Source organism: Exiguobacterium sp. s6 (assembly GCF_018618155.1).
Taxonomy (GTDB): Bacteria; Bacillota; Bacilli; order Exiguobacteriales; family Exiguobacteriaceae; genus Exiguobacterium; species Exiguobacterium mexicanum_A.
On the sequence record NZ_JACSLN010000001.1, the window covers coordinates 959083 to 984430 of the forward strand.

The 25348-nt window shown below is 53.1% G+C and carries 24 protein-coding genes; 23 read left to right on the forward strand and 1 reads right to left on the reverse strand.

Going from position 1 to position 25348, the window contains the following annotated elements; translation table 11 throughout:
- Nucleotides 1-30: 30 nt before the first annotated feature.
- Complete coding sequence (locus tag KNP75_RS04925; protein ID WP_215189970.1) at nucleotides 31-3696, reverse strand: S8 family serine peptidase; 3666 nt, start codon at nucleotides 3694-3696, stop codon at nucleotides 31-33.
- Nucleotides 3697-4024: 328 nt separating this feature from the next.
- On the opposite strand from KNP75_RS04925, the gene KNP75_RS04930 reads away from it, so the two are divergent.
- From KNP75_RS04930 to rpoD, 23 genes are all read left to right on the forward strand, one after another.
- Nucleotides 4025-4669 carry a class I SAM-dependent methyltransferase gene (locus tag KNP75_RS04930; RefSeq protein WP_215189971.1) on the forward strand — a complete coding sequence of 215 codons (645 nt, stop codon included), beginning with the start codon at nucleotides 4025-4027 and terminating at the stop codon, nucleotides 4667-4669.
- On the forward strand, nucleotides 4666-5133 hold the full coding sequence (locus KNP75_RS04935) for an S-ribosylhomocysteine lyase (protein WP_021065678.1): 468 nt from the start codon (nucleotides 4666-4668) through the stop codon (nucleotides 5131-5133). Before KNP75_RS04930 ends, KNP75_RS04935 begins: the two co-directional genes overlap by 4 nt.
- Complete coding sequence (locus KNP75_RS04940; RefSeq protein ID WP_215189972.1) at nucleotides 5134-6072, forward strand: PLP-dependent cysteine synthase family protein; 939 nt, start codon at nucleotides 5134-5136, stop codon at nucleotides 6070-6072.
- Complete coding sequence (locus KNP75_RS04945; RefSeq protein ID WP_215189973.1) at nucleotides 6038-7195, forward strand: bifunctional cystathionine gamma-lyase/homocysteine desulfhydrase; 1158 nt, start codon at nucleotides 6038-6040, stop codon at nucleotides 7193-7195. The genes KNP75_RS04940 and KNP75_RS04945 overlap by 35 nt, the downstream gene beginning before the upstream one ends.
- Before the next feature lie 122 nt (nucleotides 7196-7317).
- Nucleotides 7318-8205, forward strand: coding sequence for an EamA family transporter RarD (gene rarD, locus KNP75_RS04950; protein ID WP_215189974.1), 888 nt, complete (start codon nucleotides 7318-7320; stop codon nucleotides 8203-8205).
- A 91-nt stretch (nucleotides 8206-8296) separates the two neighbouring features.
- Nucleotides 8297-8962 (forward strand): deoxyribose-phosphate aldolase, encoded by a 666-nt coding sequence (gene deoC, locus KNP75_RS04955; RefSeq protein ID WP_029595219.1) that lies wholly within the window; start codon nucleotides 8297-8299, stop codon nucleotides 8960-8962.
- A 77-nt stretch (nucleotides 8963-9039) separates the two neighbouring features.
- On the forward strand, nucleotides 9040-9234 hold the full coding sequence (gene rpsU / locus KNP75_RS04960; protein ID WP_029334745.1) for a 30S ribosomal protein S21: 195 nt from the start codon (nucleotides 9040-9042) through the stop codon (nucleotides 9232-9234).
- A 33-nt stretch (nucleotides 9235-9267) separates the two neighbouring features.
- Complete coding sequence (locus KNP75_RS04965) at nucleotides 9268-9717, forward strand: GatB/YqeY domain-containing protein (RefSeq protein WP_021065683.1); 450 nt, start codon at nucleotides 9268-9270, stop codon at nucleotides 9715-9717.
- Between the two features lie 136 nt (nucleotides 9718-9853).
- A complete protein-coding gene (locus KNP75_RS04970; protein ID WP_034778122.1) occupies nucleotides 9854-10366 on the forward strand; it encodes an NfeD family protein in 513 nt (170 codons plus the stop codon).
- Nucleotides 10363-11343, forward strand: coding sequence for a flotillin-like protein FloA (gene floA / locus KNP75_RS04975; protein ID WP_034778121.1), 981 nt, complete (start codon nucleotides 10363-10365; stop codon nucleotides 11341-11343). The genes KNP75_RS04970 and floA overlap by 4 nt, the downstream gene beginning before the upstream one ends.
- 5 nt (nucleotides 11344-11348) lie before the next feature.
- Entirely contained in the window at nucleotides 11349-11789 is a 441-nt protein-coding gene (locus tag KNP75_RS04980) for a hypothetical protein (RefSeq protein ID WP_034778119.1), read from the forward strand.
- Nucleotides 11790-11923: 134 nt separating this feature from the next.
- Complete coding sequence (locus KNP75_RS04985; RefSeq protein ID WP_034779973.1) at nucleotides 11924-12880, forward strand: PhoH family protein; 957 nt, start codon at nucleotides 11924-11926, stop codon at nucleotides 12878-12880.
- A gap of 18 nt (nucleotides 12881-12898) precedes the next feature.
- Entirely contained in the window at nucleotides 12899-14980 is a 2082-nt protein-coding gene (locus KNP75_RS04990) for an HD family phosphohydrolase (RefSeq protein ID WP_034778117.1), read from the forward strand.
- Nucleotides 14958-15434 (forward strand): rRNA maturation RNase YbeY, encoded by a 477-nt coding sequence (ybeY, locus tag KNP75_RS04995; protein WP_034778115.1) that lies wholly within the window; start codon nucleotides 14958-14960, stop codon nucleotides 15432-15434. The genes KNP75_RS04990 and ybeY overlap by 23 nt, the downstream gene beginning before the upstream one ends.
- On the forward strand, nucleotides 15431-15781 hold the full coding sequence (locus KNP75_RS05000; protein WP_034778113.1) for a diacylglycerol kinase family protein: 351 nt from the start codon (nucleotides 15431-15433) through the stop codon (nucleotides 15779-15781). Before ybeY ends, KNP75_RS05000 begins: the two co-directional genes overlap by 4 nt.
- 35 nt (nucleotides 15782-15816) lie before the next feature.
- Complete coding sequence (gene era / locus KNP75_RS05005) at nucleotides 15817-16725, forward strand: GTPase Era (RefSeq protein WP_029595225.1); 909 nt, start codon at nucleotides 15817-15819, stop codon at nucleotides 16723-16725.
- Between the two features lie 3 nt (nucleotides 16726-16728).
- Complete coding sequence (gene recO, locus KNP75_RS05010) at nucleotides 16729-17478, forward strand: DNA repair protein RecO (RefSeq protein WP_034778111.1); 750 nt, start codon at nucleotides 16729-16731, stop codon at nucleotides 17476-17478.
- 287 nt (nucleotides 17479-17765) lie between these two features.
- Nucleotides 17766-18659: a glycine--tRNA ligase subunit alpha gene (glyQ, locus tag KNP75_RS05015; RefSeq protein WP_483299394.1), complete on the forward strand. Its 894-nt coding sequence runs from the start codon at nucleotides 17766-17768 to the stop codon at nucleotides 18657-18659.
- Nucleotides 18652-20706 carry a glycine--tRNA ligase subunit beta gene (glyS, locus tag KNP75_RS05020; protein ID WP_215189976.1) on the forward strand — a complete coding sequence of 685 codons (2055 nt, stop codon included), beginning with the start codon at nucleotides 18652-18654 and terminating at the stop codon, nucleotides 20704-20706. Before glyQ ends, glyS begins: the two co-directional genes overlap by 8 nt.
- Nucleotides 20707-20727: 21 nt before the next feature.
- Nucleotides 20728-21357, forward strand: a complete 630-nt coding sequence (gene ccpN / locus KNP75_RS05025) for a transcriptional regulator CcpN (protein ID WP_034778102.1) — start codon at nucleotides 20728-20730, stop codon at nucleotides 21355-21357.
- Complete coding sequence (locus KNP75_RS05030) at nucleotides 21344-22192, forward strand: pyruvate, water dikinase regulatory protein (protein ID WP_052090136.1); 849 nt, start codon at nucleotides 21344-21346, stop codon at nucleotides 22190-22192. The genes ccpN and KNP75_RS05030 overlap by 14 nt, the downstream gene beginning before the upstream one ends.
- A 107-nt stretch (nucleotides 22193-22299) precedes the next feature.
- The gene (gene dnaG, locus KNP75_RS05035) at nucleotides 22300-24120 is read left to right on the forward strand and encodes a DNA primase (RefSeq protein ID WP_353049019.1); all 1821 of its coding nucleotides are present in this window, start codon (nucleotides 22300-22302) and stop codon (nucleotides 24118-24120) included.
- 35 nt (nucleotides 24121-24155) lie between these two features.
- On the forward strand, nucleotides 24156-25250 hold the full coding sequence (rpoD, locus tag KNP75_RS05040; RefSeq protein WP_034778096.1) for an RNA polymerase sigma factor RpoD: 1095 nt from the start codon (nucleotides 24156-24158) through the stop codon (nucleotides 25248-25250).
- Nucleotides 25251-25348 lie beyond the last annotated feature (98 nt).

Genomic DNA, 25348 nt, shown 5'->3' on the forward strand with positions numbered 1-25348 from the left:
GGCTCGCATCCAAGACGCGAGCCCTTCCACTTATTTTTTGACGAGTGTGATCGTCTTCGTCGTCACGTTTCCGGCGAGGTCAGTCGTCTCGAACGTGAACGTGTTCTCACCTGTTGTCACAGGTAACGCGATTCGCTCGGTTTTAGTGAACGAACGCATCTCATACGGAGCCTTCAGCGTTTGGCTGAATTTCAAGTCACCGTTGACGAGAAGCTTCACTTCATCAAAGTTGTCTTTCACGGTCACGTCGACGTTGACCGTCGATTGTTTTTTACCGATTTTCTTCGGCAGTTTACCGATTTCGATGACGGCTGGTGTCGTGTCCACGAAAATCGCACGTTGGAAGTTGGTCACGTTGCCGGCCGCGTCTTCGGCGACGAAGCGTAATTTATGGACGCCGTCCCCGAAACTGCGAGTCGTGTTGAAGACGTGTTCTTTCTTCGCATCATCCCACGTGAGTGGCATGTCAACGCCGTCAACTTGGAACGATTGGATCGCAGATGCATCTTGAATCGTTCCAGATACCGGGATGTCCGATGTCGCGTATGGCGTCAAAGCGAGCGGGGCGTTCACGAACACGCCAGGCTTATCGGCGTCTGTCGAGTAGACGACCGTCTTCGTTGTGCTGTTGCCGGCGTGATCGACGACGCGAACGCTGACTTGATCGGCGTCACTGACGCCTGCGAACGTGTAAGCCGCTTTTCCGTCAGCCTGTTTGGCGACGGATTTTCCGTTCAAGAAATATTCGACCGAATGAATGCCTGAGAACTCATCTTTCGCTTGGACGGCCAAGCTGTCCCCTTGCCATTTCGTCGTGAACGTCGGGTCCGTGTAATCGACTTTGACCGGGAAGCGAAGCGTCTGGGCTTGTTTCTTCATGTAGTCGATGCTTCCTTCGATTTCGTAGAAGTACTTACCGGCAGGAGCTGGTTTTCCGTTCAACTGACCATCCCACGTGTAAGCGGCCGAGTAGTAGTAAGGCGTGTTGGCACCACCGTCAAAGTAGTTCTTACGAAGTTCTTCGTCTTGGAACAGCGTCCGGACGACGTTCCCTGACTCGTCGACGATGCGGTACTTGACGTCTTTGGCGTTACGGAGCAACGAGAACACCGGTACAGCGACATCTTTTGAGCCATCTTTGTCTGGGGAGAAGGCGATCGCGTCGGCATCGACAGACTTGTCGAGGTTCGAACCGAGATAGTTTCCTGTCTGGTCGACCATGCCTGATACTTCATAGAACGAGCCGTCTTCATAGATGGAGGCATCGAAGATCGGTGCCTTGCCCCAGTCTCCTTCGAAACCGACGAACGGCACGACGAGTGACGGGTTGCCCTCAGGACCGTTGACGTCCGTCAAGCGGACGAATCCATCGACGAAGTAACCGTTCTCGAAGACGTCTTTCGCCGGTACGAGGCCGTCGAGCGTTTTCGGATTGAGCACTTTCGCTTTCGAGACGTCGAGCGCGATTTTCAATTCAACTTTTTGATTTGGTTTCACTTTGACCGTGCGAACTTTTTTGCCATTCACCGTCACTTTTGCATTCTCGAGTGCTTGTGCTTCCATCGCGTTCTGAACGAGTCCAGCCGTCTGTTCGATGGCGAGGTCGGTCTGGAGTGACGAAGACACGTTATACGACACGGCCTTATCCGACAAGTTCTCGACGACGAGTGTGAACGTGGCTTTGCTGCGGTTCAATTCCTTGAGCGCGACTTTTGCTTCTTTCGTTTTCTTCTCGTACGCGATCGCTGGTGTCGAAACGGCAGCATGCAATTGCATGAGACCTGCTCCACCACGACGTGGCGTGTACGGAAGGTTTTGTTGCAACTGTTTGTTGAGCGGTCCGATATCCGTGACAGCTTTCGACGTGTTGATAAGCAAGTTCTTCGCCATCGTGACACGTGCCGTGCCTGTCAAGTTGAAGTCGCGGTCAACGCGTTCGAGGACGAGGGCGGCTCCACCGGCAACGTGTGGCGCAGCCATCGATGTACCGCTCATCAAGCCGTACTGGTTATCGTTCAACGTCGAGAAGATCTGTCCGCCTGGTGCCGAAATCTCTGGTTTGAAGTCAAGGTTTGGCGTCATGCCCCATGATGTGAAGTTCGAGAGCTGACCGGCCGCACCGTTGACGACGCTGAGTCGATCGCCGGCAAAGCCGATCGTCATCTGTTCGCCCGCAAGGAGACGTTGTTGCAAGGCGTTTCCGTCTTTGATGCTGAGCGAGGCCATCGGGACTTGCGGGTTTGACAAGGCCATGCTCACGTAGTCGCCATGACCGACAGCACCGCGGACGATGACACCGGCCGCGCCGTTCGCTTCGGCCGTCTGCTGAATGTTCGAATAGAAGTAACTACCGTCACGGACGGCGAGGACGATTTTCCCTTTGACATCTTTTCCGACGTACTGGCTCGGTTGCCCGTCGCCGACGTAAACGAGTTCATAGTCTCCTTGTGTAAAGGCGGGACCGTCTTGTTTTTTCCAACCGATTTTATCGGTGTTGTCGCCTGACTTGATGGAGAACGCGTCCAATTGGATTTGATCGTTCTCAAGCGATGCGACCGATGTCGATGCCGAGCTGACACTCGGGGCACCGACGACGCCCGTGTCCGGGTTGTTGGCGTATGGAAGGTCATAACCGTTCCCGAAGTAGGCCGAGTTCCCTGCTGAAATGGACATGAAGACACCGTTGTCGACGGCACGTTGGACGGCTTGTTGTTCCGGTGAGTCGGCGTCGACGAATCCGGCCGTTGATCCGAGACTCATGTTGATGACGTCCGCCCCGAGTTTGATGGCGTCATCGATGGCTTTAATGTAAATATCGCCATATGTCGAAGCGTAGTTCGGGTCGTTACTGAATACTTTGAGCCCGAGCACTTGTGCCTCAGGGGCAACGCCTTTCAATCCACCCGCGGCTTCATCACCGTTGGCGGCGACGGTACCGGAGACGTGCATGCCGTGCATCGAGGCGCCAGGTGAATCGTCACGGATATCATCGTTCTCATCATAATAGTTATAAGCGTATGGGACTTTCTCGTTTATGTAAGCTCCAGGCATGCCGAACGTGCTGACGGCCGTCTCGACTTCTGTTTGAGATAACTCAGCCTTCGAATCATCGGTGAGACGGAAGTCGCGGTGGTCGGCGTCGACGCCTGTATCGATGACGGCGACGATCGTGCCTTCGCCCGTGAAGCCATAGTCGCCCCACGTCTGTTGCGATTGGACCATGCCGTTGCTCGTGACCATATCCGGTTTGACTTCTGGACGTTCGTACTCATTGACGACGTGGACGTGCGCAACTTCAGGTAACGCCTCGACTTTTTTGACATCTGTCGCTGTGAGCATCGTACTGAACCCGTTGAAGACGGTTGTGAACTCTTCAAGCGTCACGGCTTTAACGCCTTTTTTCGAGATGGCCGCTTTCGCTTTCTTTTGTTCGGCTTTGACGACCTTTTGGGCGCCATCTTTCTCGGTCTTCGTCAATTCATTGAATTTCTTGCCTTTCTTTTTTGCTTGATCGATCGCCGGGGCACCGACGAGTTCGACGACGACACGTAACTTCTCGTGTTTGTCCGTCGTGTTCACGCTTTGTTTGACGGACGGTTTGGCCAAGACCGGTTCGGCACCGAGACCGAGCAGGCCAGGGGTCAACGCGAGACATGTCGCGAGGGAGACGTTCAAATAAAATTTTGGTTGTGGCAATTTAGTATCCTCCAATCGTTTTTTGAAAAAATAAATCCATTTGTGGAAAATGATAGCGGATTTAAACCCAAAAATCCTCCTGTTTTTTAAACGGAAGGGTAATGAATTTGAACAAATTAAAAGATTCTGACAATTACTTTGGACCTATGTGCTCAGATTGGCATATAGGTCTTTTTCCAGTGTAGGGCCCCAAGTCTCAAAAAATGAATTCTCTAAAACGAAATGGACAATTTACTTGAGATTTCTAGCGTAAGTTGATACAGTCTGTAGTAGATAAATCATATAAAACTTATCGATATAGTCGGAATAAAGATGATGGGGTGACAGAATGGGATTACAGTTCATGGACATTTTTAAGGAGTGGGCGTCGGAATATGACGCGGCCGTGACCGGACACGACGAACAATATCGCGAAGTATTCGCGGGGTACGAGACGATGATCGGCGAGGTCGTCGACCAGTTAGAAGGCCGAGTGATGGAATTCGGGATTGGGACTGGGAACTTAAGCGCAAGAATTCTAGAGAGGCACGACCTCATCCCTGTCGAACCGTCGCCAGAGATGCGGGCCGTCGCGGCCGAAAAGTTACAGCTCGATATCGTCGATGGTGATTTTCTCAACTATCCGACTGACAAGTCCGTCGATACGATCGTGTCGTCGTATGCGTTCCATCATTTGACGGATGACGAGAAACGGACGGCGATTCGAAGTTACGTCGAACACCTTGACGCCCCGCGTTTCGTTTTGCTTGATACGATGTTCGCCTCGCAAACAGCGAAACGGGACATCTTGGACTGGGCCGAAGCGAACGGCTATACCGATTTACTCGAAGATTTGAATCGAGAGTTTTATCCGTATACCCAGACGATTCAAGCGATGCTCGAAGCAAACGGCTACACGGTCACCCTTACGCAAAAAAATAAATTCGTCTGGCTCGTCGTGGCCACGAAACAAACAGGAGGAACTCAATCATGAAAAGTTATAAAGTCGAGAGCTTCAATTTAGACCATACAAAAGTACAAGCGCCTTACGTCCGTTTAGCCGGAGTGAAGAAAGGGACGGCCGATACGATTTATAAATATGATATCCGTTTCATTCAACCGAACGAAGGGCTCATGCCAATGCGGGCCGTCCACTCGCTCGAGCATTTGATCGCCGAGAACAGCCGTAGCCATTCGAATCAAATTATCGACGTCTCGCCGATGGGTTGCCAGACAGGCTTCTATTGGACGATGTTGAACGATGGGGATTACGAAGCGATGCTCGACCTCGTCGAAGCGACACTCCGCGACGCAGCAAATGCGACGGAGTTGCCGGCACAAAACCCGATTCAATGCGGGAGCGCGAACCATCACGATTTCGAAGGCGCGAAGAAGCTTGCGGCCGATATGCTTGCCAAGCGTGACGAGTGGCACATCATCTTCAAGGACGAAGCGTAAATGATTGTCCAAAGCGTCTATGAATTGATTGGGGAGACGCCGCTTCTCGAATTGCGGACGTTGCCGGTACCTGCGGGTGTGAAAGTATACGGCAAGCTCGAGATGATGAATCCGGGTGGTAGCGTCAAGGATCGTCTCGGTCTGCAATTGATTGAACGGGCGCTTGAACGTGGACAACTTGAACGCGGGGGAACGGTCGTCGAACCGACGGCCGGGAACACCGGAATCGGGCTCGCGCTCGCCTGTCAACGTCACGGCATCAAGTTGATGACCGTCACGCCGGAAAAGTTCAGTCAAGAGAAGCAGGCGCTCATGGCGCTACTCGGGGCGACCGTCGTCAACACGCCGACCGAACTCGGGATGAAAGGCGCCATCGCGCGGGCGAAAGAGCTCGCCATCGAATATGACGCCTATGTGCCGGAACAGTTCTCGAACCCGGATAACCCGGACGCGTACGTCGACACGCTCGCACTCGAGCTTCAGGCCGACCTTCCCCACATCGATGTGTTCGTCGCCGGGGCCGGCTCAGGCGGCACGTTCACCGGTGTCGCGAGCAAGTTGCGGCCGAACGGGACGAAGGCGATCGTCGTCGAGCCGGAAGGGTCGATTTTGAACGGGGGAGCTCCTGGCCCCCATAAGACAGAAGGAATTGGGGTCGAGGCGTGGCCGGCATTCTTGCCGCACGACCTCGTCGACGGGATTTACACGATTACGGACGAAGAGGCGTTCTATTATGTCGCTCATCTCGCTAAACAAGAAGGCTTGCTCGTCGGAAGTTCATCCGGAGCGGCCATCGCGGCATGTGTTCAAGAAGCGGCGAAGATGACGGAAGGTGTTATCGTCACGATTTTACCGGACAGTGTCGAACGTTATTTAAGTCAAGGAATAGTCAAGGAGGCAGAATATGCGTACAAAAACAGCACTCATTCATGGCGGTAAAACGACGGATCCCCTGACAGGAGCCGTCACACCACCGATTTATCAGACGAGCACATACAAGCAAGACGGCATCGGCAATCTCCGGGACGGATATGAGTATTCGCGGACGGCCAACCCGACGCGAACGGCACTCGAGACGCTCATCGCCGATATCGAGGGCGGTGCCCTCGGATTCGCGTTCGGCTCTGGGATGGCAGCCATCTCGACGATTTTAATGTTAATGAAATCAGGGGACCACGTCATCGTCGGTTCTGACGTATATGGGGGAACGTACCGTGTATTCAATCGAGTATTTCAATCACTTGGCTTGGAGGCATCTTTTGTCGATACGGCCGATACGCAAGCGGTCCGTGAAGCGCTCCAACCGAACACAAAAATGATTTACGTCGAGACACCGACGAACCCGCTGTTGAACGTGACCGACATGCGCCTGATTCGCGCCATCGCTGACGAGGCGGACGTCTTGTTCGTCGTCGACAACACGTTCATGACCCCGTACTTCCAAAATCCGATCGAATTCGGGGCCGATTATGTGCTTCATAGCGCCACGAAATATTTGGGTGGCCACAGCGACGTCGTCGCCGGTCTCGTCGTCGCTCGGACGGAAGAACTCGGAGAGCGTCTCGCATTCCTTCAAAATTCAGTCGGCGCGGTACTCGGACCGCAAGACAGCTTCCTTGTCGTCCGTGGCATCAAGACGCTCGCGGTCCGCATGGAAGCGATCGAGTCAAACGCGCTCGCGCTCGTCGACTACTTGACGAAGCACGAGGCGGTGAGCCGTGTCCTACATCCGAGTGTCGGCAGCGAAGAAGCGAAGCGGGTCCACTTGTCGCAGGCACGCGGCTTCGGTGGAATGATCGCCTTCGATGTCGGTTCAGCCGAGGCGGCCGAACTCGTCGTCGCGAAGACGAAATACTTCACGCTCGCCGAGAGTCTCGGCGCGGTCGAGAGCTTGATTAGCGTCCCGGCCCGGATGACCCATGCGTCAATCCCGGCGGAACGTCGTCTCGAGCTCGGCATTACGGACGGGCTCGTCCGCATCTCCGTCGGTCTCGAAGATGTACAAGATTTGATTGAAGATTTGGAGCAAGCGCTCGCGACCGTGGCGACGATTCCGAACTAACATTCATAGTGATGCGAGGTGCGCTTGCGAGCGCACCTCTTTTGTCGTGTGCATGGCGAAAGAATTCGCTTGAATGTCCTAATCGCATCGACTACACTGACGATAATTGATTACGAGAGCGGGTGAACGAAGTGAACAAAGGCGTCATGCCGACGGTCGGAGCCTACGTCATGTGGGGCGTCCTACCGATTTATTGGAAGTTTTTACAGGAGATACCGAGCGGTCAAATCTTGGCCCATCGGATCGTCTGGTCGTTTCTCTTCATCTTACTCGTCTTGAAATGGACGAAGCAGTGGACTGAGTTCAACTATGCGCTCCGGCACCGGGCGACGCGGAACGCCTTTATGTTGAACGGCTTCATCGTCAGCGCCAACTGGTTCGTGTACATATGGGCGGTCAATCACGGCTATATCATCGAGGCGTCACTCGGCTATTACATCAATCCGCTCGTCAGCATGGTGTTAGGTGTGCTTGTTTTTCGGGAATCATTAAACCGAGTCCAATGGCTCGCGGTGACGGTGGCGGCGATCGGTGTGCTCGTTTTGACGTTCGGGTATGGGTCGTTCCCGTGGATCGCCTTCATTCTGGCCAGTACGTTCGGATTTTACGGCATGGTGAAGAAACGCCGACCGCTTGCCTCGACGGTCAGTCTCGGGATTGAGACGCTCGCGGTCGTGCCGGTCGCTATCATTTTCTTAGGTTGGCAGACGTCACAGGGCGGATTGACGATGACGACCGAACCGGTCATTTGGGTCGCCTTGATCGGGACAGGCGTGATGACGGCGTTGCCGCTTCTTTTGTTCGGGTACGGGGCGCAACATATCCCGTTCACGCTTGTCGGGTTTCTTCAATTCATCGCACCGACGCTCAGTCTCGCGATCGGGGTCATCCTCTATAATGAGCCGTTCACGGGTTATCACGTTTTTGCGTTCACGTGCATCTGGATTGCGATTTTCTTCTTTAGTTGGAACAGCTGGATCCAGACACGAAAACGTCGTCAACTCGTCTGAATTGAAAGCTGTTACATTTCAAGAAAACATGATAATATGTTAGATGTCAGACCTATATGTCAGACCGATACATCAGAGGAGGAATTTTACGATGGAATTAGCACGTTATATCGACCACACAGCCTTGAAGGCAGAAACAACGAAAGATCAAGTCACGAAACTTTGTGCCGAGGCGCTCGAATACAAATTCGCAAGCGTCTGTGTCAACCCGACATGGGTGAAGTACGCGGCGGAACAACTCAAATCAGATGACGACGTCAAAGTATGTACGGTCATCGGTTTCCCGCTCGGAGCCAACACGCCAGAAGTGAAAGCGTTCGAAACAAAAGACGCGATTGCCAACGGTGCAGATGAAATTGACATGGTCATCAACATCGGCGCCATGAAAGACGGCGACTTCGACCTCGTCGAACGCGACATCCGCGCTGTCGTCGAAGCGGCAAACGGAACGCTCGTCAAAGTCATCTTCGAGACGTGCCTCCTTACAAAAGAAGAAATTAAAAAAGCGGCTGAACTTTCAGTCAAAGCAGGCGCAGACTTCGTGAAAACGTCGACTGGCTTCTCAACAGGCGGCGCGACGGTAGAAGATATCCGCCTCATGCGTGAGACGGTCGGACCAGATCTCGGCGTCAAAGCTTCAGGCGGCGTACGTGATTTCGAAGGCGCACAAGCGATGATCGATGCCGGCGCGACGCGCATCGGCGCATCAGCTGGAATCGCCATCGTCACAGGCGGACGTTCAGATAGCGACTATTAATAACTAGTGGTTGACCGCACGACTTACTTTCACTATAATATGTTATGACGTGTGAAACACGTTTCCTTAGTCGTGTAATTCGGAGGGAGGGAAAACTAGTGGAAACTCGTGTCCGTAAAAACGAATCGCTTGAAGACGCTCTTCGTCGTTTCAAACGCGGTGTTTCGAAAGATGGCACTCTTGCCGAAGTTCGCAAACGTCGTCACTACGAAAAGCCAAGCGTAAAACGCAAATTGAAATCAGAAGCTGCGCGTAAGCGTAAGAAATTCTAATTTCAGTTTCATTTGTAGAGAGGGTGTTAGCTCATGAGTCTTCAAGAACGCTTGACGGACGACATGAAGCAAGCCATGCGCGCAAAACAGAAAGATCGTCTTACGACGATCCGGATGGTCAAAGCGTCGCTCCAAAATGAGGCCATCAAATTTGGTCGACAAGATCTTACTGAGGAAGAGGAACTCACGGTGCTCAACCGAGAGATGAAACAGCGCAGAGACTCCCTCCGAGAATTCGAAAGCGCTGGTCGTGAAGACCTTGCATCTAAAGTAGCTGACGAGATTGTCGTACTAGAGGCCTATATGCCTGAACAACTTTCTGAAGATGAAGTCACGGCGATCGTGAAAGCAGCTATTGCTCAAACGAATGCCACAGGCCCGTCAGATATGGGTAAGGTGATGGGCGTCGTCATGCCTCAAGTTAAAGGCAAGGCAGACGGTGGTCTTGTGAACCGCATTGTCAAACAACAATTGACGAATTAATGAAAGAGACAGGAGCTTTTGGGTCAAACCGAAAGTTTCTGTCTTTTTTTGCGTATTCTGAAACCACAAGCAAACTTGTTTCGTATACACTAGAGATAAGAGGTAGCTTGTGAACTCGGAAGGGGGTTGCAATACGATGACATTTGGTCTCGGAGTGATTCTGACGGTGTTTTTTGTCGGGATCGTCCTTCTAGGAATTGAAGTGTTCGTTGCCGGTTTTGGATTGTTTGGCGTGCTAGGGATCGGGGCGGTCGTCGCCAGTTTGATTATGGCGGGCGCCACGATCGGGCAACTATGGTTGTCGCTCGGGTTAGCCACGGCCATCGTCGCTGGACTCGGATTTTGGGCATATCGTCGCCTGCAGTCCAATCGTTCGCTCATGTATAAAGGGTTGATTTTGACCGATTCGACGTCATCAGACAAAGGGTATCTGTCTCACGATGACCGCAAACGGTTGCTCGGGAAAGTCGGGGTCACATTGACGCCGCTGCGCCCGGCGGGTACCGCTGAGATTGACGGAGAACGGATTGATGTCGTGACAGAAGGTAGCTATCTCGATTCGCAAACGAAAATTCAGGTGTATAAAGTCGATTCAGGGCGCGTTGTCGTCCGTAGCTTTATAGAGCCGAAGGAGGATGTAACAGAATGACACCAGAACTATTGACCACGTTACTCATCTCAGGTGGAGGTTTGATTGCGCTCGCCGTATTCTTCACGTTCGTCCCGGTCGGGCTGTGGATCAGCTCGTTCGCCGCTGGCGTCCACGTCTCGATTTTCACATTGATCGGGATGCGACTCCGTCGCGTCGTCCCATCGAAAATCGTCAACCCGCTCATCAAAGCGGTCAAAGCCGGTATTGGCTTAAACACGAACCAGCTCGAGAGTCATTTCTTGGCTGGGGGTAACGTTGACCGTGTCGTCAACGCCTTGATTGCGGCCCACCGTGCCGATATCGAATTGTCGTTTGAACGTGCCGCAGCAATCGACCTTGCCGGCCGAAACGTGTTAGAGGCTGTTCAAATGTCCGTCAACCCGAAAGTCATCGAAACGCCGTTCATCGCCGGTGTGGCCATGGACGGGATTGAAGTGAAAGCGAAAGCCCGGATCACGGTTCGTGCCAACATCGACCGTCTTGTCGGGGGTGCCGGAGAAGAGACAATTATCGCCCGTGTCGGTGAAGGGGTCGTCTCGACGATCGGTTCGCAACACAACCATAAACACGTTTTGGAAAATCCGGATATGATTTCACGTACCGTATTGACGAAAGGTCTTGATTCAGGGACCGCGTTTGAAATCTTGTCCATCGATATCGCCGACATTGATATCGGTAAAAACATCGGAGCGGTCCTTCAGACAGACCAAGCCGAGGCTGATAAGAAAATCGCGCAAGCGAAAGCGGAAGAACGCCGCGCGATGGCGATCGCCCGTGAGCAAGAGATGAAGTCATCAGTCGAAGAGATGCGCGCGAAAGTTGTCGCGGCCGAGGCTGAAGTCCCGCTTGCGATGGCAGATGCGCTTCGCCACGGCAAGCTCGGTGTCATGGACTACGTCAACTACTTGAACGTCCAAGCCGATACAGAAATGCGTAAAGCGATCGGTCACCCAGTCGAATCTGACAAAGAGTGATCGGGATGGATGGACTTTGGGTACTACTCCTCGCCGCATTCGGGATCGCTTCGGCGGTCATGAAGCGGATGGAGAAATCATCTTCTACTGGAGAACGGCCGCCGAGTACGGATTTGAAACGCTATCTCGATACGGTCGGTGACATGATGAAAGAAGTCGAGGCGACATTTGACGAGCCACGCGATGGCAAGGAAAAACCGACGCCGCAAAAACTGCGTCGTCGTGTCGCTGCCCCGGCTGAATCAAGAGAGTCTCAGCCGTCGCGCCGGCGGGAAGAATTACCGCACGTGAGTGCGCAGTTCGAACAGACAGTCAAGATTCCGCCGATTTCGGAGGCGACCGAGTCTCGGCCGCAACCGCAACCGCGCATGTCGATGAAGCAAGTTCGGCAAGCTGTCGTTTGGAGTGAAATTTTGCAGCCGCCGGTGTCGAAACGCCGTCGCTAAGCCTGAAGCAGTGACATCGAGTCACTGCTTCTTTTTGTGGCCGAAACGGACGGTCTTTCTTTCACGAACGGCTTGATAGTGCTAAAGTAAAGAAGGAACAATCTACTGATGGGGAGGAGAAACAACCATTGATTATGACTGATAAGATACCGTTCGTCATGGAACATGCGAACGAAGCACAGGCACTCCTCGGGCCGAAAGACGAGGTCTTTCACGCTATCGAGGCAGAACTCGCGGTCGCACTCACTCCTCGTGGAGAAGAATTGATCATTCAGGCCGATACTGCTGACACACTTGAATTGACGAAAACCGTCATCAAGACGCTACAACAGCTTGTCAAAAAAGGGGCTCGCTTGAACGAGAGTGATGCCATCAGCGTGATTCAACATATCAAGGTCGGCAAAGGCGATGAACTGCTCGAGCATTATGAGCGGGTCGTCTTCACGACGAACAAAGGCAAACCAATCCGGGCGAAAACAGTCGGACAAAGCCGCTACGTTCGTGCCATTGAAAAACGAGATCTTGTCTTCGGAATCGGGCCGGCCGGGACCGGAAAGACCTATCTGGCCGTCGTTTTGGCAGCACGGGCATTGAAAGAAGGACAAGTCAAACGGATTATTTTGACGCGTCCAGCCGTCGAAGCAGGGGAAAACTTGGGTTTCTTGCCAGGCGACTTGAAAGAGAAAGTCGATCCATACTTACGTCCGCTCTATGACGCCTTGTTTGACGTCTATGGCGTCGAGCAGACGAATCGGTTGCTCGAACGTGGCACAATCGAAGTCGCCCCGCTCGCCTATATGCGAGGACGCACGCTTGAAGATGCGTTCGTCATTTTAGATGAGGCGCAGAACACGACGAAAGAGCAGATGAAAATGTTCTTGACGCGACTCGGTTTCGGGTCGAAAATGGTCGTCACCGGCGACTTGACGCAAGTGGATTTACCTAAAGGGAAGGCGTCAGGTCTTCAAGAGGCGTTACACCTGCTCGAGCGAGTCGAAGGGATTCATTTCGAACACTTCACGTCGTCCGATGTCGTTCGACATCCGCTCGTCAAGAAAATTATTAACGCCTATAGTACCGAACTCACATAACAAAAAGGGGGGGCACTGATGCAGCAAGCACGTCATTGGACGGTCGCGACAATCTCCGTCCTCTTTTTTCTCATTCTAGGCGCGATTCTCTATTTTACGGTGCGCCCATCGATTATTAGCGTCGAACCGCTCGGGATTGCCGAACAGGATATCCGCTCGCCCATCACGGTCGAGGACCGAACGGCGACGGAACGGTTGCAACAAGAAGCCGTCAATGGCGTCGGTAGTCAATTTTCGCTCCGACGCGAGTTTGCCGATCAACAAATCGCCAAAGTCGAGCAATTGTTCGCGGCGTTCGAGGAGACGGGAGAAGAGACCGAACTCTCGGATATTAAGAACCGGTTGAACTCGACCGAAGTGAATGGCTTTCTCGGTGACGATGAGTTGAATCTGTTGCTCGAGGCGAGTGAGAACACGCGTCGAACGGTCGAAGACGTCACCGTGACGGCGCTCCAAGAAGTAATGGGCAACCGCATCGAGACGAGCTCACAGTCGATCTCAGAAGCGAGAGACCGGGCCGAGACGCTCGTCGACCAATCCCCGCTCTCACTCGAGTTCCGGGCCATCGCCAACAGCCTGAGCGATCAATTGATCGTCCCGAACTACGTGTTCGACTCTGAGGCGACGCGCGAGAAAGAACAGCAGGCGCTCGACGCGGTCGAGCCGGTCATTATCCAAGAAGGACAATTGCTCGTCAATCAAGGCGAGGTCGTGACACGTGAGATTTATCGGAAGCTCGAATTGACCGGTGCGATCGACCCGAACCGTTCGTTCGCACCGCTGTTCGGGGCTTACTTACTGAGCGGACTGTTGACGACCGGATTTCTGTTCATGTTGATCCGGTCGAAGATTCAACAGTTGTTGCTTCGTCCTAAAATTTTGATTACCGTGTACGGGTTGTTACTGCTTCAACTCGGCATCTTTTTCGGGGTCGGCTATATCGGCATCGAGTTTACGACGTACGCATACGTGCTCGCACCGACGGCGTTCGTTGTCCTCTTGCTACGTATCCTCGTCGATGAACGGGTCGCGCTCGCCTCGGCACTCATTACGATGATCGCCGGATCGATCGTGGCGAGTTTCGGGCAAAACACGAGCTTCATGACGGTCGTCTATTTTGCGACCGGTAGTTTCCTGGCTGTCTTCCTCGTCGAACCGAAGATTCAGCGGAAACGGTTATTCTTGTCAGGTGTCTTGCTCGGCATCATCAACATCATTATGGTGCTCGCGCTCTTGTTCCTGCGTAACACGGTAGTGACATGGGAGATGGTCGCGTATCTGTCAGGCTTCGCGATTACGAGTGCCCTGTTATCAATCGTGCTCACGTTCGGATTCCTGCCGTTTCTCGAGCCGTGGTTCGGCGTCTTGTCATCGGGTCGCTTAATCGAATTGATGAGCCCGACGCACCCGCTGTTGCGGAAATTATTGATGGAGGCACCGGGTACGTATCATCACAGCATGATGGTCGCCAATCTGGCTGAATCGGCTTGTGAGGCGATCGGAGCCGACGGATTGCTCGCCCGGGTCGCTAGTTATTACCATGATCTTGGGAAGACCGAGCGGCCGCTCCACTTCATCGAGAACCAACAGAGCGGCGTCAACCCGCACGACCGGCTCACGCCGGAAGAATCGGCCGACATCATCATGGCCCATCCGTATGACGGTGCTGATCTGTTGCGCCGCTACAAGCTACCGAAAGAAATCATCGATATCGCCGAGCAACATCACGGCACGTCATTGTTGAAGTTCTTTTATGTGAAAGCGAAAGAGACACGAGATGTCACTGAGTCGCGCTTCCGTTACCCGGGACCGAAACCGCAGACGCGCGAGGCGGCGGTCGTCATGATCGTCGATTCGATTGAGGCGGCGGTAAGGTCACAGAAGCAGCCGACACCAGAACGGATCCGGCAGCTTGTCAGCGCGATCATCCGTGACAAGTTGCAAGACGGACAGTTCGAAGACTGCGAGTTGACGACGAAAGAAGTATGGCGGGTCGGGGAGAGCGCGTGTGAGACGTTGACCGGCTTGTTCCATGAACGGATCGAGTACCCAGAACTGAAGAAAGAAGGCGAATTACATGCAAATCATTTCGAACGATGAGCACGGGTTGTTGACCGATGCTCAAGTCGAGCTCGTCGAATCTATTTTGATGCACGCAGCGCTCGAAGAGGACATTGAAGAACCGAGCGAACTGTCGGTCACCTTTTTGACGAACGACGAGATTCAAGCAATCAATCGGGAATGGCGCGGGAAAGATGCGCCGACCGACGTGATCAGTTTTGCTTTTGACGAGATGGGCGAAGAAGAGATGGATTTCATGCTCGATGAAGACGAGCCTCGTCTCCTTGGCGATTTACTCATCTCGGTCGAGCGTTGCCGCGAACAGGCGGCCGACTATGGCCACTCATTCGAACGAGAACTCGGATTTTTGGCCATTCATGGCTTCTTACATCTCCTCGGCTATGATCACATGACGCCTGAGGAAGAAGCGGAAATGACGGCGCGCCAAGAACAAGTGCTTGCTCACTTCGAGCTGAAACGAGGCGAAGTGTGAAACCGTTCTGGTTCGCCGTGCACGGTATCGTGCACGCAGTGCGGACCGAACGCAACATGCTGATTCATCTCGCATCGAGCCTGCTCGTCGTCGTATTTGCCTGGTGGCTCCCAACGACGAAACTCGAGAACTTGATTCTGTTCGGTTGGGTCGTACTCGTCATCGCTCTCGAGCTGATGAACACGGCGGTCGAGCGCACGGTCGACCTCGTCACGAAAGACATTAAACCGTTAGCGAAGCAAGCGAAAGACGTCGCAGCCGGATCAGTGCTCGTTGCCGCCATCGGGGCCGCCATCACGGCACTTTTCATTTTTGGCCCTTATGTAATCGACAAATTCGTTATATGATTGAACGTATTGGAAATTTAGAAAGCAGGTGCACTATGTATCAAGAAGATTTTAAATCAGGGTTTGTGTCCATCATCGGTCGTCCGAACGTCGGGAAATCGACGTTCTTGAATCGGGTCATCGGACAAAAGATTGCCATCATGTCAGACAAGCCGCAGACGACGCGCAACAAGGTCCAAGGTGTATATACGACGGATGATTCGCAAATCATCTTTATCGACACGCCAGGGATTCATAAGCCGAAACACCGTCTCGGCGATTTCATGATGAAAGTCGCGACGAACGCACTCCGTGAAGTCGACGCGATCCTCTTCATGGTCAACGTCACGGAACCGCGAGGCGCCGGCGATGAGTTCATCATCGAGAAGTTAAAAGGGCTCGATACGCCAATCATCCTCGTCATGAACAAAATCGATTTGATTCATCCGGACGAGATTCCGGCTGTCATCGAGCAGTATACGAACCAACTCGATTTCGCGGCGTATGTCCCGATCTCGGCACTTCAAGGCAATAACGTCGAACCGCTTCTTAAAGAAATCAAAAAGTTGCTCCCGGAAGGACCGATGTATTACCCGGCCGACCAAGTGACCGACCACCCGGAACGGTTCATCATCTCTGAATTGATTCGCGAGAAAGTGCTCCATAAGACGCGTGATGAAGTGCCGCACTCAATCGCGGTCGCCATTGAATCGATCAAGAAACGGGAAAACTCGGAAATGATTGATGTCGAGGCCGTGATCATGGTCGAGCGTGATTCGCAAAAAGGAATCGTCATCGGCAAAAAAGGTGCGATGCTCCGCGAAATCGGGACAGAAGCACGCCACGACATCGAGGCACTCCTCGGGACAAAAGTGTATTTGAACCTATGGGTGAAAGTACAAAAAGATTGGCGTAACAAGATGGGTCAACTCCGCGACCTCGGTTTCCGCGACGACGAGTATTAAGCCATGTTGCAAAAGGTCACGGGAATCGTCATTCGGACGGTCAATTACGGGGAATCGAACAAAGTCGTCACGTTGTTCACCGAAGAACTCGGGAAAGTCGCCGTCATGGCGCGCGGTGCGAAAAAGCCGGGCAGTCGCCTGCATGCGTCGAGCCAGCCTTTCGTCGAGGCGGTGTATATTTTCCCGGCGAGCCGTGGCCTCGGTCAACTGAAGTCGTCGGATGTGATCACGTCCTATCCGGAAATCCGGAAAGACGTCGAGCGCATGGCGTACGCCATGTACTGGCTCGAGCTCGTCGACCGTACCGTCGAGGACCGGGTGCCGAACCGCCCGCTCTATCGCATCTTGAATGACGCCCTGCAGGCGCTCAATGCAGGGATGGACCCGGATGTGATCACGCACCACTTTGAACTGCGCATTTTGCACTTGCTCGGGGTCGCACCCGTTTTGACCGGGTGCATCCGTTGCAACGATGTGACCGACCCGATGTATTTTTCAGTGGCGGCCGGTGGTTTTCTTTGCTCGCGTCACCAAGAAGAAGGGTCGGCCCGCATGAGCGAACGTCTAGCGAAGCTCCTCTATTTGATGAGCCGACACGAGCTGTCCGAATTCAGTAACGTCCCGCTCACAAAAGAGACGCGGATTCTGCTCAGGCAGCTGTTCGACGCCTATATGGAATCATACAGTGGCTTGCGGCTGAAGACGAAACGTGTCCTCGATCAAATGCAGCGCCTTTACTTGAACGATGATTGACTTTTTCGACAAGATTCGATACCATAATCTACGATTAGACAAATGAAATAGCGTGCGCAATGAAGGGAACGAGTAGCTTTTACGCCATGGGTACAGCGAGTTCGGGGAGGTGGGAGCCGAACGCCAGGGGGAAGTGAATGGCAATTCCGGAGCGCCCACAATCCAAAGAGTGGCCTCATCTCGAGGCAAGTAGGGTGGAACCGCGGGTAATCCCGTCCCTATGTGCATGGCACATAGGGGCGTTTTTTGTCGTTTCAATACTTTTGGAGGTGTCACATATGAAGCACATGACCGTGCAAGAAATTATTTTGACGTTACAAAATTTCTGGGCGTCGAAAGGCTGCTTGACAATGCAAGCGTATGACGTTGAGAAAGGGGCCGGTACGATGAACCCGATGACGTTCTTACGGAGTCTCGGACCAGAGCCGTGGAACGTCTGTTACACGGAGCCGTCACGTCGTCCGGCGGATGGACGGTACGGAGAAAACCCGAACCGTTTGTATCAGCATCATCAGTTCCAAGTCATCATGAAGCCGTCACCGAGCAACATCCAAGAGCTTTACTTAGAAAGTTTAGAGTTGATCGGAATCAACCCACTCGAGCACGATATCCGTTTCGTCGAAGACAACTGGGAAAACCCGACGTTCGGCGCGGCCGGTCTAGGTTGGGAAGTTTGGTTGAACGGGATGGAGATCACCCAGTTCACGTATTTCCAACAAGTCGGTGGTATCGAGTGTGACCCGATCGCCGTCGAGATCACATACGGTCTCGAACGTCTCGCGTCGTACATCCAAGAAGTCGAGAGCGTGTTTGACCTCGTCTGGACGGACGGATTCAAGTATGGGGACATCTTCTACCAGCCCGAGTATGAACACTCAAAATATACGTTCGAACTTTCAGACGTCGACATGTTGTTCACGTTGTTCGATACGTACGAAAAAGAAGCGAAGCGTGCCCTTGACGAGAACCTCGTCTTCCCGGCTTACGACTATATCCTCAAATGTTCGCATACGTTCAACCTACTCGATGCGAAAGGCGCCATCTCGGTGACGGAACGGACCGGTTTCATCCAACGTGTCCGCAACATGTCCCGTGCGTGTGCTGCCAAATTTATCGAAGAGCGGGAACGTCTCGGTTTCCCACTTTTGAACCAAGAGAAAGCAGGTGACCTTGATGCGTGACCTTTTATTAGAAATCGGACTTGAAGAATTACCAGCGCAATACGTCCTCCGTTCGGAGAAACAATTGGCAGAGCGTGTGACCGCCTTCTTGACGGACGCCCGTGTCCAGTTCGGGACATTGACCGTCTATTCAACACCGCGCCGTCTCGCCGTTCTTGTCAAAGACGTCGAAGAGAAGCAACAAGACTTGACGGAGACGCTTCGCGGACCGGCGAAAAAGATCGCTCAAGACGCTGAAGGAAACTGGTCGAAAGCAGCCGCTGGGTTTGCCCGTGGCCGCGGTCTCTCGGTCGACGACTTGTACTTCGCTGAAGAGAAAGGTGTCGAGTACGTGTTCGCAGACCGTCACGAGTCAGGTCAGGCGACGAGCACGCTGCTTCCGGCACTCGAAGACGTCGTCCGTGGTATGACGTTCCCGAAAAACATGAAGTGGGGCACGAGCAGTCTCCGCTACATGCGTCCGATTCGTTGGCTCGTCGCGTTGTTCGGTGCCGAGCAAATCGATTTTGAAATCGAAGGCGTAAAAACAGGAAACGTGACACGTGGTCACCGCTTCTTGAGTAAAGGTGACGTCACGATCGCCGAGCCGGCCGCCTACGCCGAGACGCTCGAACGCGAATTCGTCGTCGCGTCATATGAAGACCGTAAGGCCCGCATCGAGCGTCAAATCGACGAGTTGGCTTCAGAACAAGGGTGGACGGTTCCGCTCGACGCCTCATTGCTCGAGGAAGTGACGAACCTCGTCGAATGGCCGACTGCGCTGTTCGGTGAATTCGATGCAAGCTATCTCGAACTTCCGGAAGAAGTATTGATCACGACGATGAAAGAGCACCAACGCTATTTCCCGGTCTATATCGGTGAAACGCTTAAAAACTATTTCGTGACCGTCCGTAACGGGAACGCAGACCATCTTCAAAACGTGGCCAAAGGGAACGAGAAGGTCATCCGGGCCCGCTTGGCAGACGCCGTCTTCTTCTATGAGGAAGACCAAAAGACGAAGATTGACGATCAACTCGTCCGTCTCGACCGCATCGTCTTCCATGAGAAGTTGGGCACGACGGGAGACAAGGTCCGTCGCGTAGAACAACTCGCCGGAACGCTGGCGCCATTGTTCAATGCGGATGCAGCCAAAGTCGCCCGGGCTGGTGCCATCCATAAGTTCGACCTCGTCAGCCAAATGGTGTATGAGTTCACAGAACTCCAAGGGGTGATGGGTGAGAAGTATGCGCTCCAACAAGGTGAGGACAAAGAAGTGGCCGCGGCCATCCGTGAACACTATATGCCACGCTTTGCGGGCGACGCGTCACCATCGACGCCAACGGGTGCGGTTCTCGCACTCGCCGATAAATTGGATTCGATCGCTGCATTCTTCGGAATCGGCATGATTCCGAGCGGTTCGCAAGACCCGTTCGCGCTTCGTCGTCAAGCCCAAGGGGTCGTCCAAATTCTAGCGGATTGGAAGATTGCGCTCCCACTCGACAAATTACTTTCACAAGTTGTCGATTCGCAACTTCAGGCAGGACTTTATGATGCCGATAAAGAACAAGTCAAGGCGCAACTAAAAGACTTCTTCATGCTTCGCCTGAAGTATCGTCTCCAAGAACGGCAAGTCCGTTATGACGTCATCGACGCCGTATTGACGACAGAGCTCGCCATCAACCGGCTCGATGCCCGAGCGGACGCGGTTCAAGCCATGCTCGCAAACGATGCGAAACTACTCATTGAGCAATTGACGCGTGTCGTCAATATCGCCAAGAAAGGTGAGGCTGGAGAGGTCGATCCGGCATTGTTCGAAAACAAAGAAGAGAACGAACTCCATGTCGCCATCGAAGCGACGCTACCGGAAACGGAGCGAGCCGTCGAGGATGGGGATTATCATCAAGCGATCGCGTCATTGCGCGTATTGGAACAACCGATTAGCGCTTATTTCGAAAATACAATGGTCATGAGCGACGTTGAAGCGATTCGCGAGAACCGTCTGCGCGAGATGAAACGACTCGCCATGACGATCGAGAGCGTCGCCGACTTTAGCGCGCTCGTACTCTGACCAAACTTGAGGGGGTTGGCTATGCAGCTGAATGAACGCCAACAGAAGATCGTTGAGATCGTCAGGGTCAACGGACCGATCACGGGTGAGCAGATCGCGCAAGAGCTGTCGCTCACTCGCGCCACGCTCCGCCCGGACCTGGCCATCTTGACGATGACTGGAATACTAGAAGCCCGGCCACGTGTCGGCTACACGTTCGTCGGCAAACGAAACTCATCCCTGCTTCGGGAAAAATTGGATTCATTGACGGTCGGCGACTTCATGTCGTCCGCGAAAGTCGTCAGTGACGAGATGACGGTGTATGACGCCGTCGTGACCTTGTTTTTAGAAGACGTCGGTTCGCTGTTCGTCGTCGGCAAGGACAACGAGCTCGTCGGTGTCTTGTCACGTAAAGACTTACTTCGGGCCGCCATCGGCAATCAAGACTTGGATCAATTGCCGGTCAACGTCATCATGACCCGCATGCCGAACATCACGGTGTGCGAGAAGAGTGAGACGTTGATTCGGGCCGGGATGAAGCTGATCGAGAAACAAATCGATGCCATGCCAGTCGTCGAAGAGAAAGACGGCAAGCTGATCGTGCTCGGTCGCATGACGAAGACGAACATGACGAAAGTATTGATCGCACTCGCCAACGATGAGTCGTTCTGAGGAGGAATCTGGTTTGACACTGACACAAAAACAACTCGTATTTGTCGTGAGCGATTCGGTCGGGGAGACATGTGAACTCGTCGTCCGCGCCGCGAGCATCCAGTTCCACGAGAATGCGATTGAGACGCTTAGAATTCCGTTCGTGGAAGATGAACAGACGATTCACGATGTCGTGACACAAGCGCGTGCCCAAGGAGCAGTCATCGCCTTCACGTTGGTCAACGAAGAGCATCGGGCCCTCCTCGTCCAACTCGGACGAGCGCATGACGTGAAGACGGTCGACTTGCTCGGCGACTTACTCGACGTGCTCGCCGGTCAACTCGGAGAGAGTCCGCGCGAGAAACCGGGACTCATCTATCGTCTCGATGAGGATTACTTCCGGAAAATCGAAGCGATGGAGTTCGCGGTCAAGTACGACGACGGACGTGACCCAAGAGGCTTGAAAAAAGCTGATATCGTCCTCGTCGGCGTATCACGCACATCCAAGACGCCGCTCTCACAATATTTGGCGTTGAAGCGGTATAAGGTCGCCAACGTACCGCTCGTGCCGGAATCACGCCCGCCGGAAGAACTGTTCGATTTGCCGCCTGACAAGTGCGTCGGGTTAATCATCTCGCCGGATAAGTTGATTTCGATTCGGATGGAACGGTTGAAGTCGCTCGGTTTGAAACCGGAGGCCGACTACGCCCAACTCGAACGCATCAATCGTGAACTCGAGTATGCCCGAGGGATTTACGAACGAATCGGTTGCGAGGTCATCGACGTGACGAACAAAGCCGTCGAAGAGACGGCAGGCATCATTTTACGGATGCTCGACCAATCGAAAGACGATTGAGTACTCGGATTAGTAATCGACTGGTGTTAACGGTATAATAGAGTACTGACATTACAGTGAAACGGAACGTGGTGAGCGTTCCGTTTCGTTGCGAGTTTGGATAGGGAGTGGTCGAGTTGCCGCGAATACCGGATGAAGTCATTGCGGAAGTGAAACAAGCCACAGATATCGTTGATTTAATCAGTGAACGCGTTGAATTGAAGAAGCAAGGCCATCGCCTCGTTGGTCTCTGTCCGTTCCACTCGGAGAACAGTCCATCGTTCTCCGTGTCCCCGGAAAAAGGGATGTACCATTGTTTTGGATGTGGAGCCGGCGGGAACGTATTTACGTTCGTCATGGAGACAGAAGGTCTGTCGTTCCCTGAGACGATTGAACGTCTCGCGACGCGGGCGAACATCGCCATCGAGGGCGGGGTGTCTGGCGATGAGGAGTTGTCACGAGACCAAGTCATTCGTAAACAGATGCGCGATGCCCATCGTGTCGTGGCGGATTTGTATCATGAAGTGTTGATGAAGACCGAAGCGGGCGAAGTCGGATTGACGTATTTGCAAGCGCGCGGTCTACAGGAGACGACGATCGGTCAGTATAAGATCGGGTACGCGCCTGATCATCGCCGTTTTACCGTTGATTCACTGGAACGAAGAGGTTTCGACCTCGAGGTCATGGTGGAGGCGGGGTTGATTTCTAAGTCAAGGTCCGGTGAATATTTTGACCGGTTTGAAGGCAGAGTCGTCTTTCCGATTGCGGATCGAGACGGCACCATCGTCGGATTTAGCGGACGGGCGATCGATGAGCGACAGCCAAAGTACGTCAACACGGCGGATACGCCCTTGTTCAACAAGAGCGAACTCCTCTTCGGCTTTTCACAGGCACGGGCCACGATGCGAAAGCAAAAACGGGTCGTGCTCGTGGAAGGGAACGTCGACGTCTTGCAAGTCGCGCAAGCCGGGACGAAGGAAGTCGTCGCGTCGCTCGGGACGGCGTTTTCGACGCAGCATGCCCGTGCGTTAGCACGCATGGTCGAAGAAGTGATCATCTGTTATGACGGTGATACGGCCGGACAAGAAGCGACGATGAAAGTCGTCCGCTTGCTCGAGGGCTACCCGCTCGATGTCCAGGTGCTGATGTTACCTGAGAAGACCGACCCGGATGATTATATTCGGACGAACGGGGCGGAGCAGTGGCACAGACTTGTCGAATCGGAGCGTTTATCCGTCCTCGATTTCATGAACCGGACGCTACGGCGTGGGAAAAACATGAATCGAGAAGGAGAACGGATTCGATTTATTGAATCTATGCTTGTGGAAATCAGTAAAACGGACAATTCGATTCGACGTGATTTATATGTGAGAAAGTTGGCCGACGAATTTGAGATTCCAGTCGAGACATTGTTGTCACGGATGCCCTCGACAAGACCGAAAGAAATCGCACCCCAACGAGTGCCGGAGGCTGAACCGGTTCGCCGGCGTTCATCTAAGACGAATGAACCGCGTTATGTCAAAGCCGAAAAGCTGTTGCTTCGGGCCATGCTGAGTGGTCCGGAGCTGGTCCGCTTCGTCAGGGACCGCCTCGGGCTAGCCTATCAGGACGAAGTGCATCGCATGCTGGCGACGGCCCTCTATGAGATCGTCTCGGAGGACATGACGCATGAAGAATTCGAACAAGTGGCGCCCCCGTTCATGGAACGGTATTGTGACCAACGTCCGGACTATGCGAATCGGTATGCCGAGATTCGGCTCATGTCCGCACCGGACGAACTGACCGAAGAGGTTTTAGATGAATACATTAAGGTCATAAACAGTTATGAGGAACAGCGTCAAATCGAACGAGCGAAAAGGGAAATCGGACAAGATGCCGAAAGTATAGTAGACCAGGCATCCAAGTTACAAGAATTGATTACCCGGAGTCGTCGTCTTCGTGAACGATGAACGTGAAGGAAGTTTGGAAGGAGTTGAACTGCTAGATGGCAGAGAAGAAAAAAGAGGATTTATTTAACGCCATAGACGAACTCGAGAAATTAGGTAAGAAAAAAGGCGTCGTATCCATGCAAGCAATCCAAGATCGCCTCAGCCATTTCGAGGTGGATTCGGACTTTATCGATAACTTCATTGAAGACTTAGAAGGTAAAGATATCCGCGTCACAGAAGATGCGGCCGATGCCGAAGAAACACCAACCAAAAAAGAGGACGAAGAGGTCGATTTGAACGACTTGTCCGTCCCGCCAGGTATTAAGATCAACGACCCGGTCCGCATGTATTTGAAAGAGATCGGCCGCGTCGATCTCCTCAGTGCGAAAGATGAGACCGAACTCGCGAAACGGATTGAACAAGGGGACGAAGAGGCGAAGAAACGTCTTGCCGAAGCCAACCTCCGTCTCGTCGTATCGATCGCGAAACGCTATGTCGGGCGCGGTATGCTCTTCCTTGACTTGATTCAAGAAGGAAACATGGGCCTCATTAAAGCCGTCGAGAAGTTCGACTACATGAAAGGGTTCAAGTTCTCGACGTACGCGACGTGGTGGATTCGTCAAGCTATCACCCGCGCCATCGCCGACCAAGCTCGGACAATCCGGATCCCGGTCCACATGGTCGAGACGATCAACAAGTTGATTCGTGTTCAACGTCAACTGTTGCAAGACCTCGGGCGCGAACCGGCACCTGAAGAAATCGCCAAAGAGATGGAACTCACACCTGAAAAAGTGCGTGAAATCTTGAAAATCGCCCAAGAGCCTGTCTCGCTCGAGACACCAATCGGGGAAGAGGATGATTCGCACCTCGGCGACTTCATCGAAGACCAAGATGCGATGGCACCGCAAGACGCCGCTGCCTATGAGCTACTCAAAGAACAACTCGAAGACGTGCTCGACACGCTCACGGACCGCGAAGAAAACGTACTCCGTCTCCGTTTCGGTCTCGATGATGGCCGTACGCGCACGCTCGAAGAAGTCGGGAAAGTGTTCGGCGTCACCCGCGAGCGGATTCGTCAAATCGAGGCGAAGGCGCTCCGGAAGCTCCGTCACCCGAGCCGTTCGAAACGCTTGAAAGACTTCCTTGATTAATTGTGTTTTTGAATAAAATGTGAAGTTTTAGAAGAAAGGAAGGAAAATGAGTGATTTTCCTTCCTTCTTTATTATTTTTTGAGTAAAATAGTGATGGG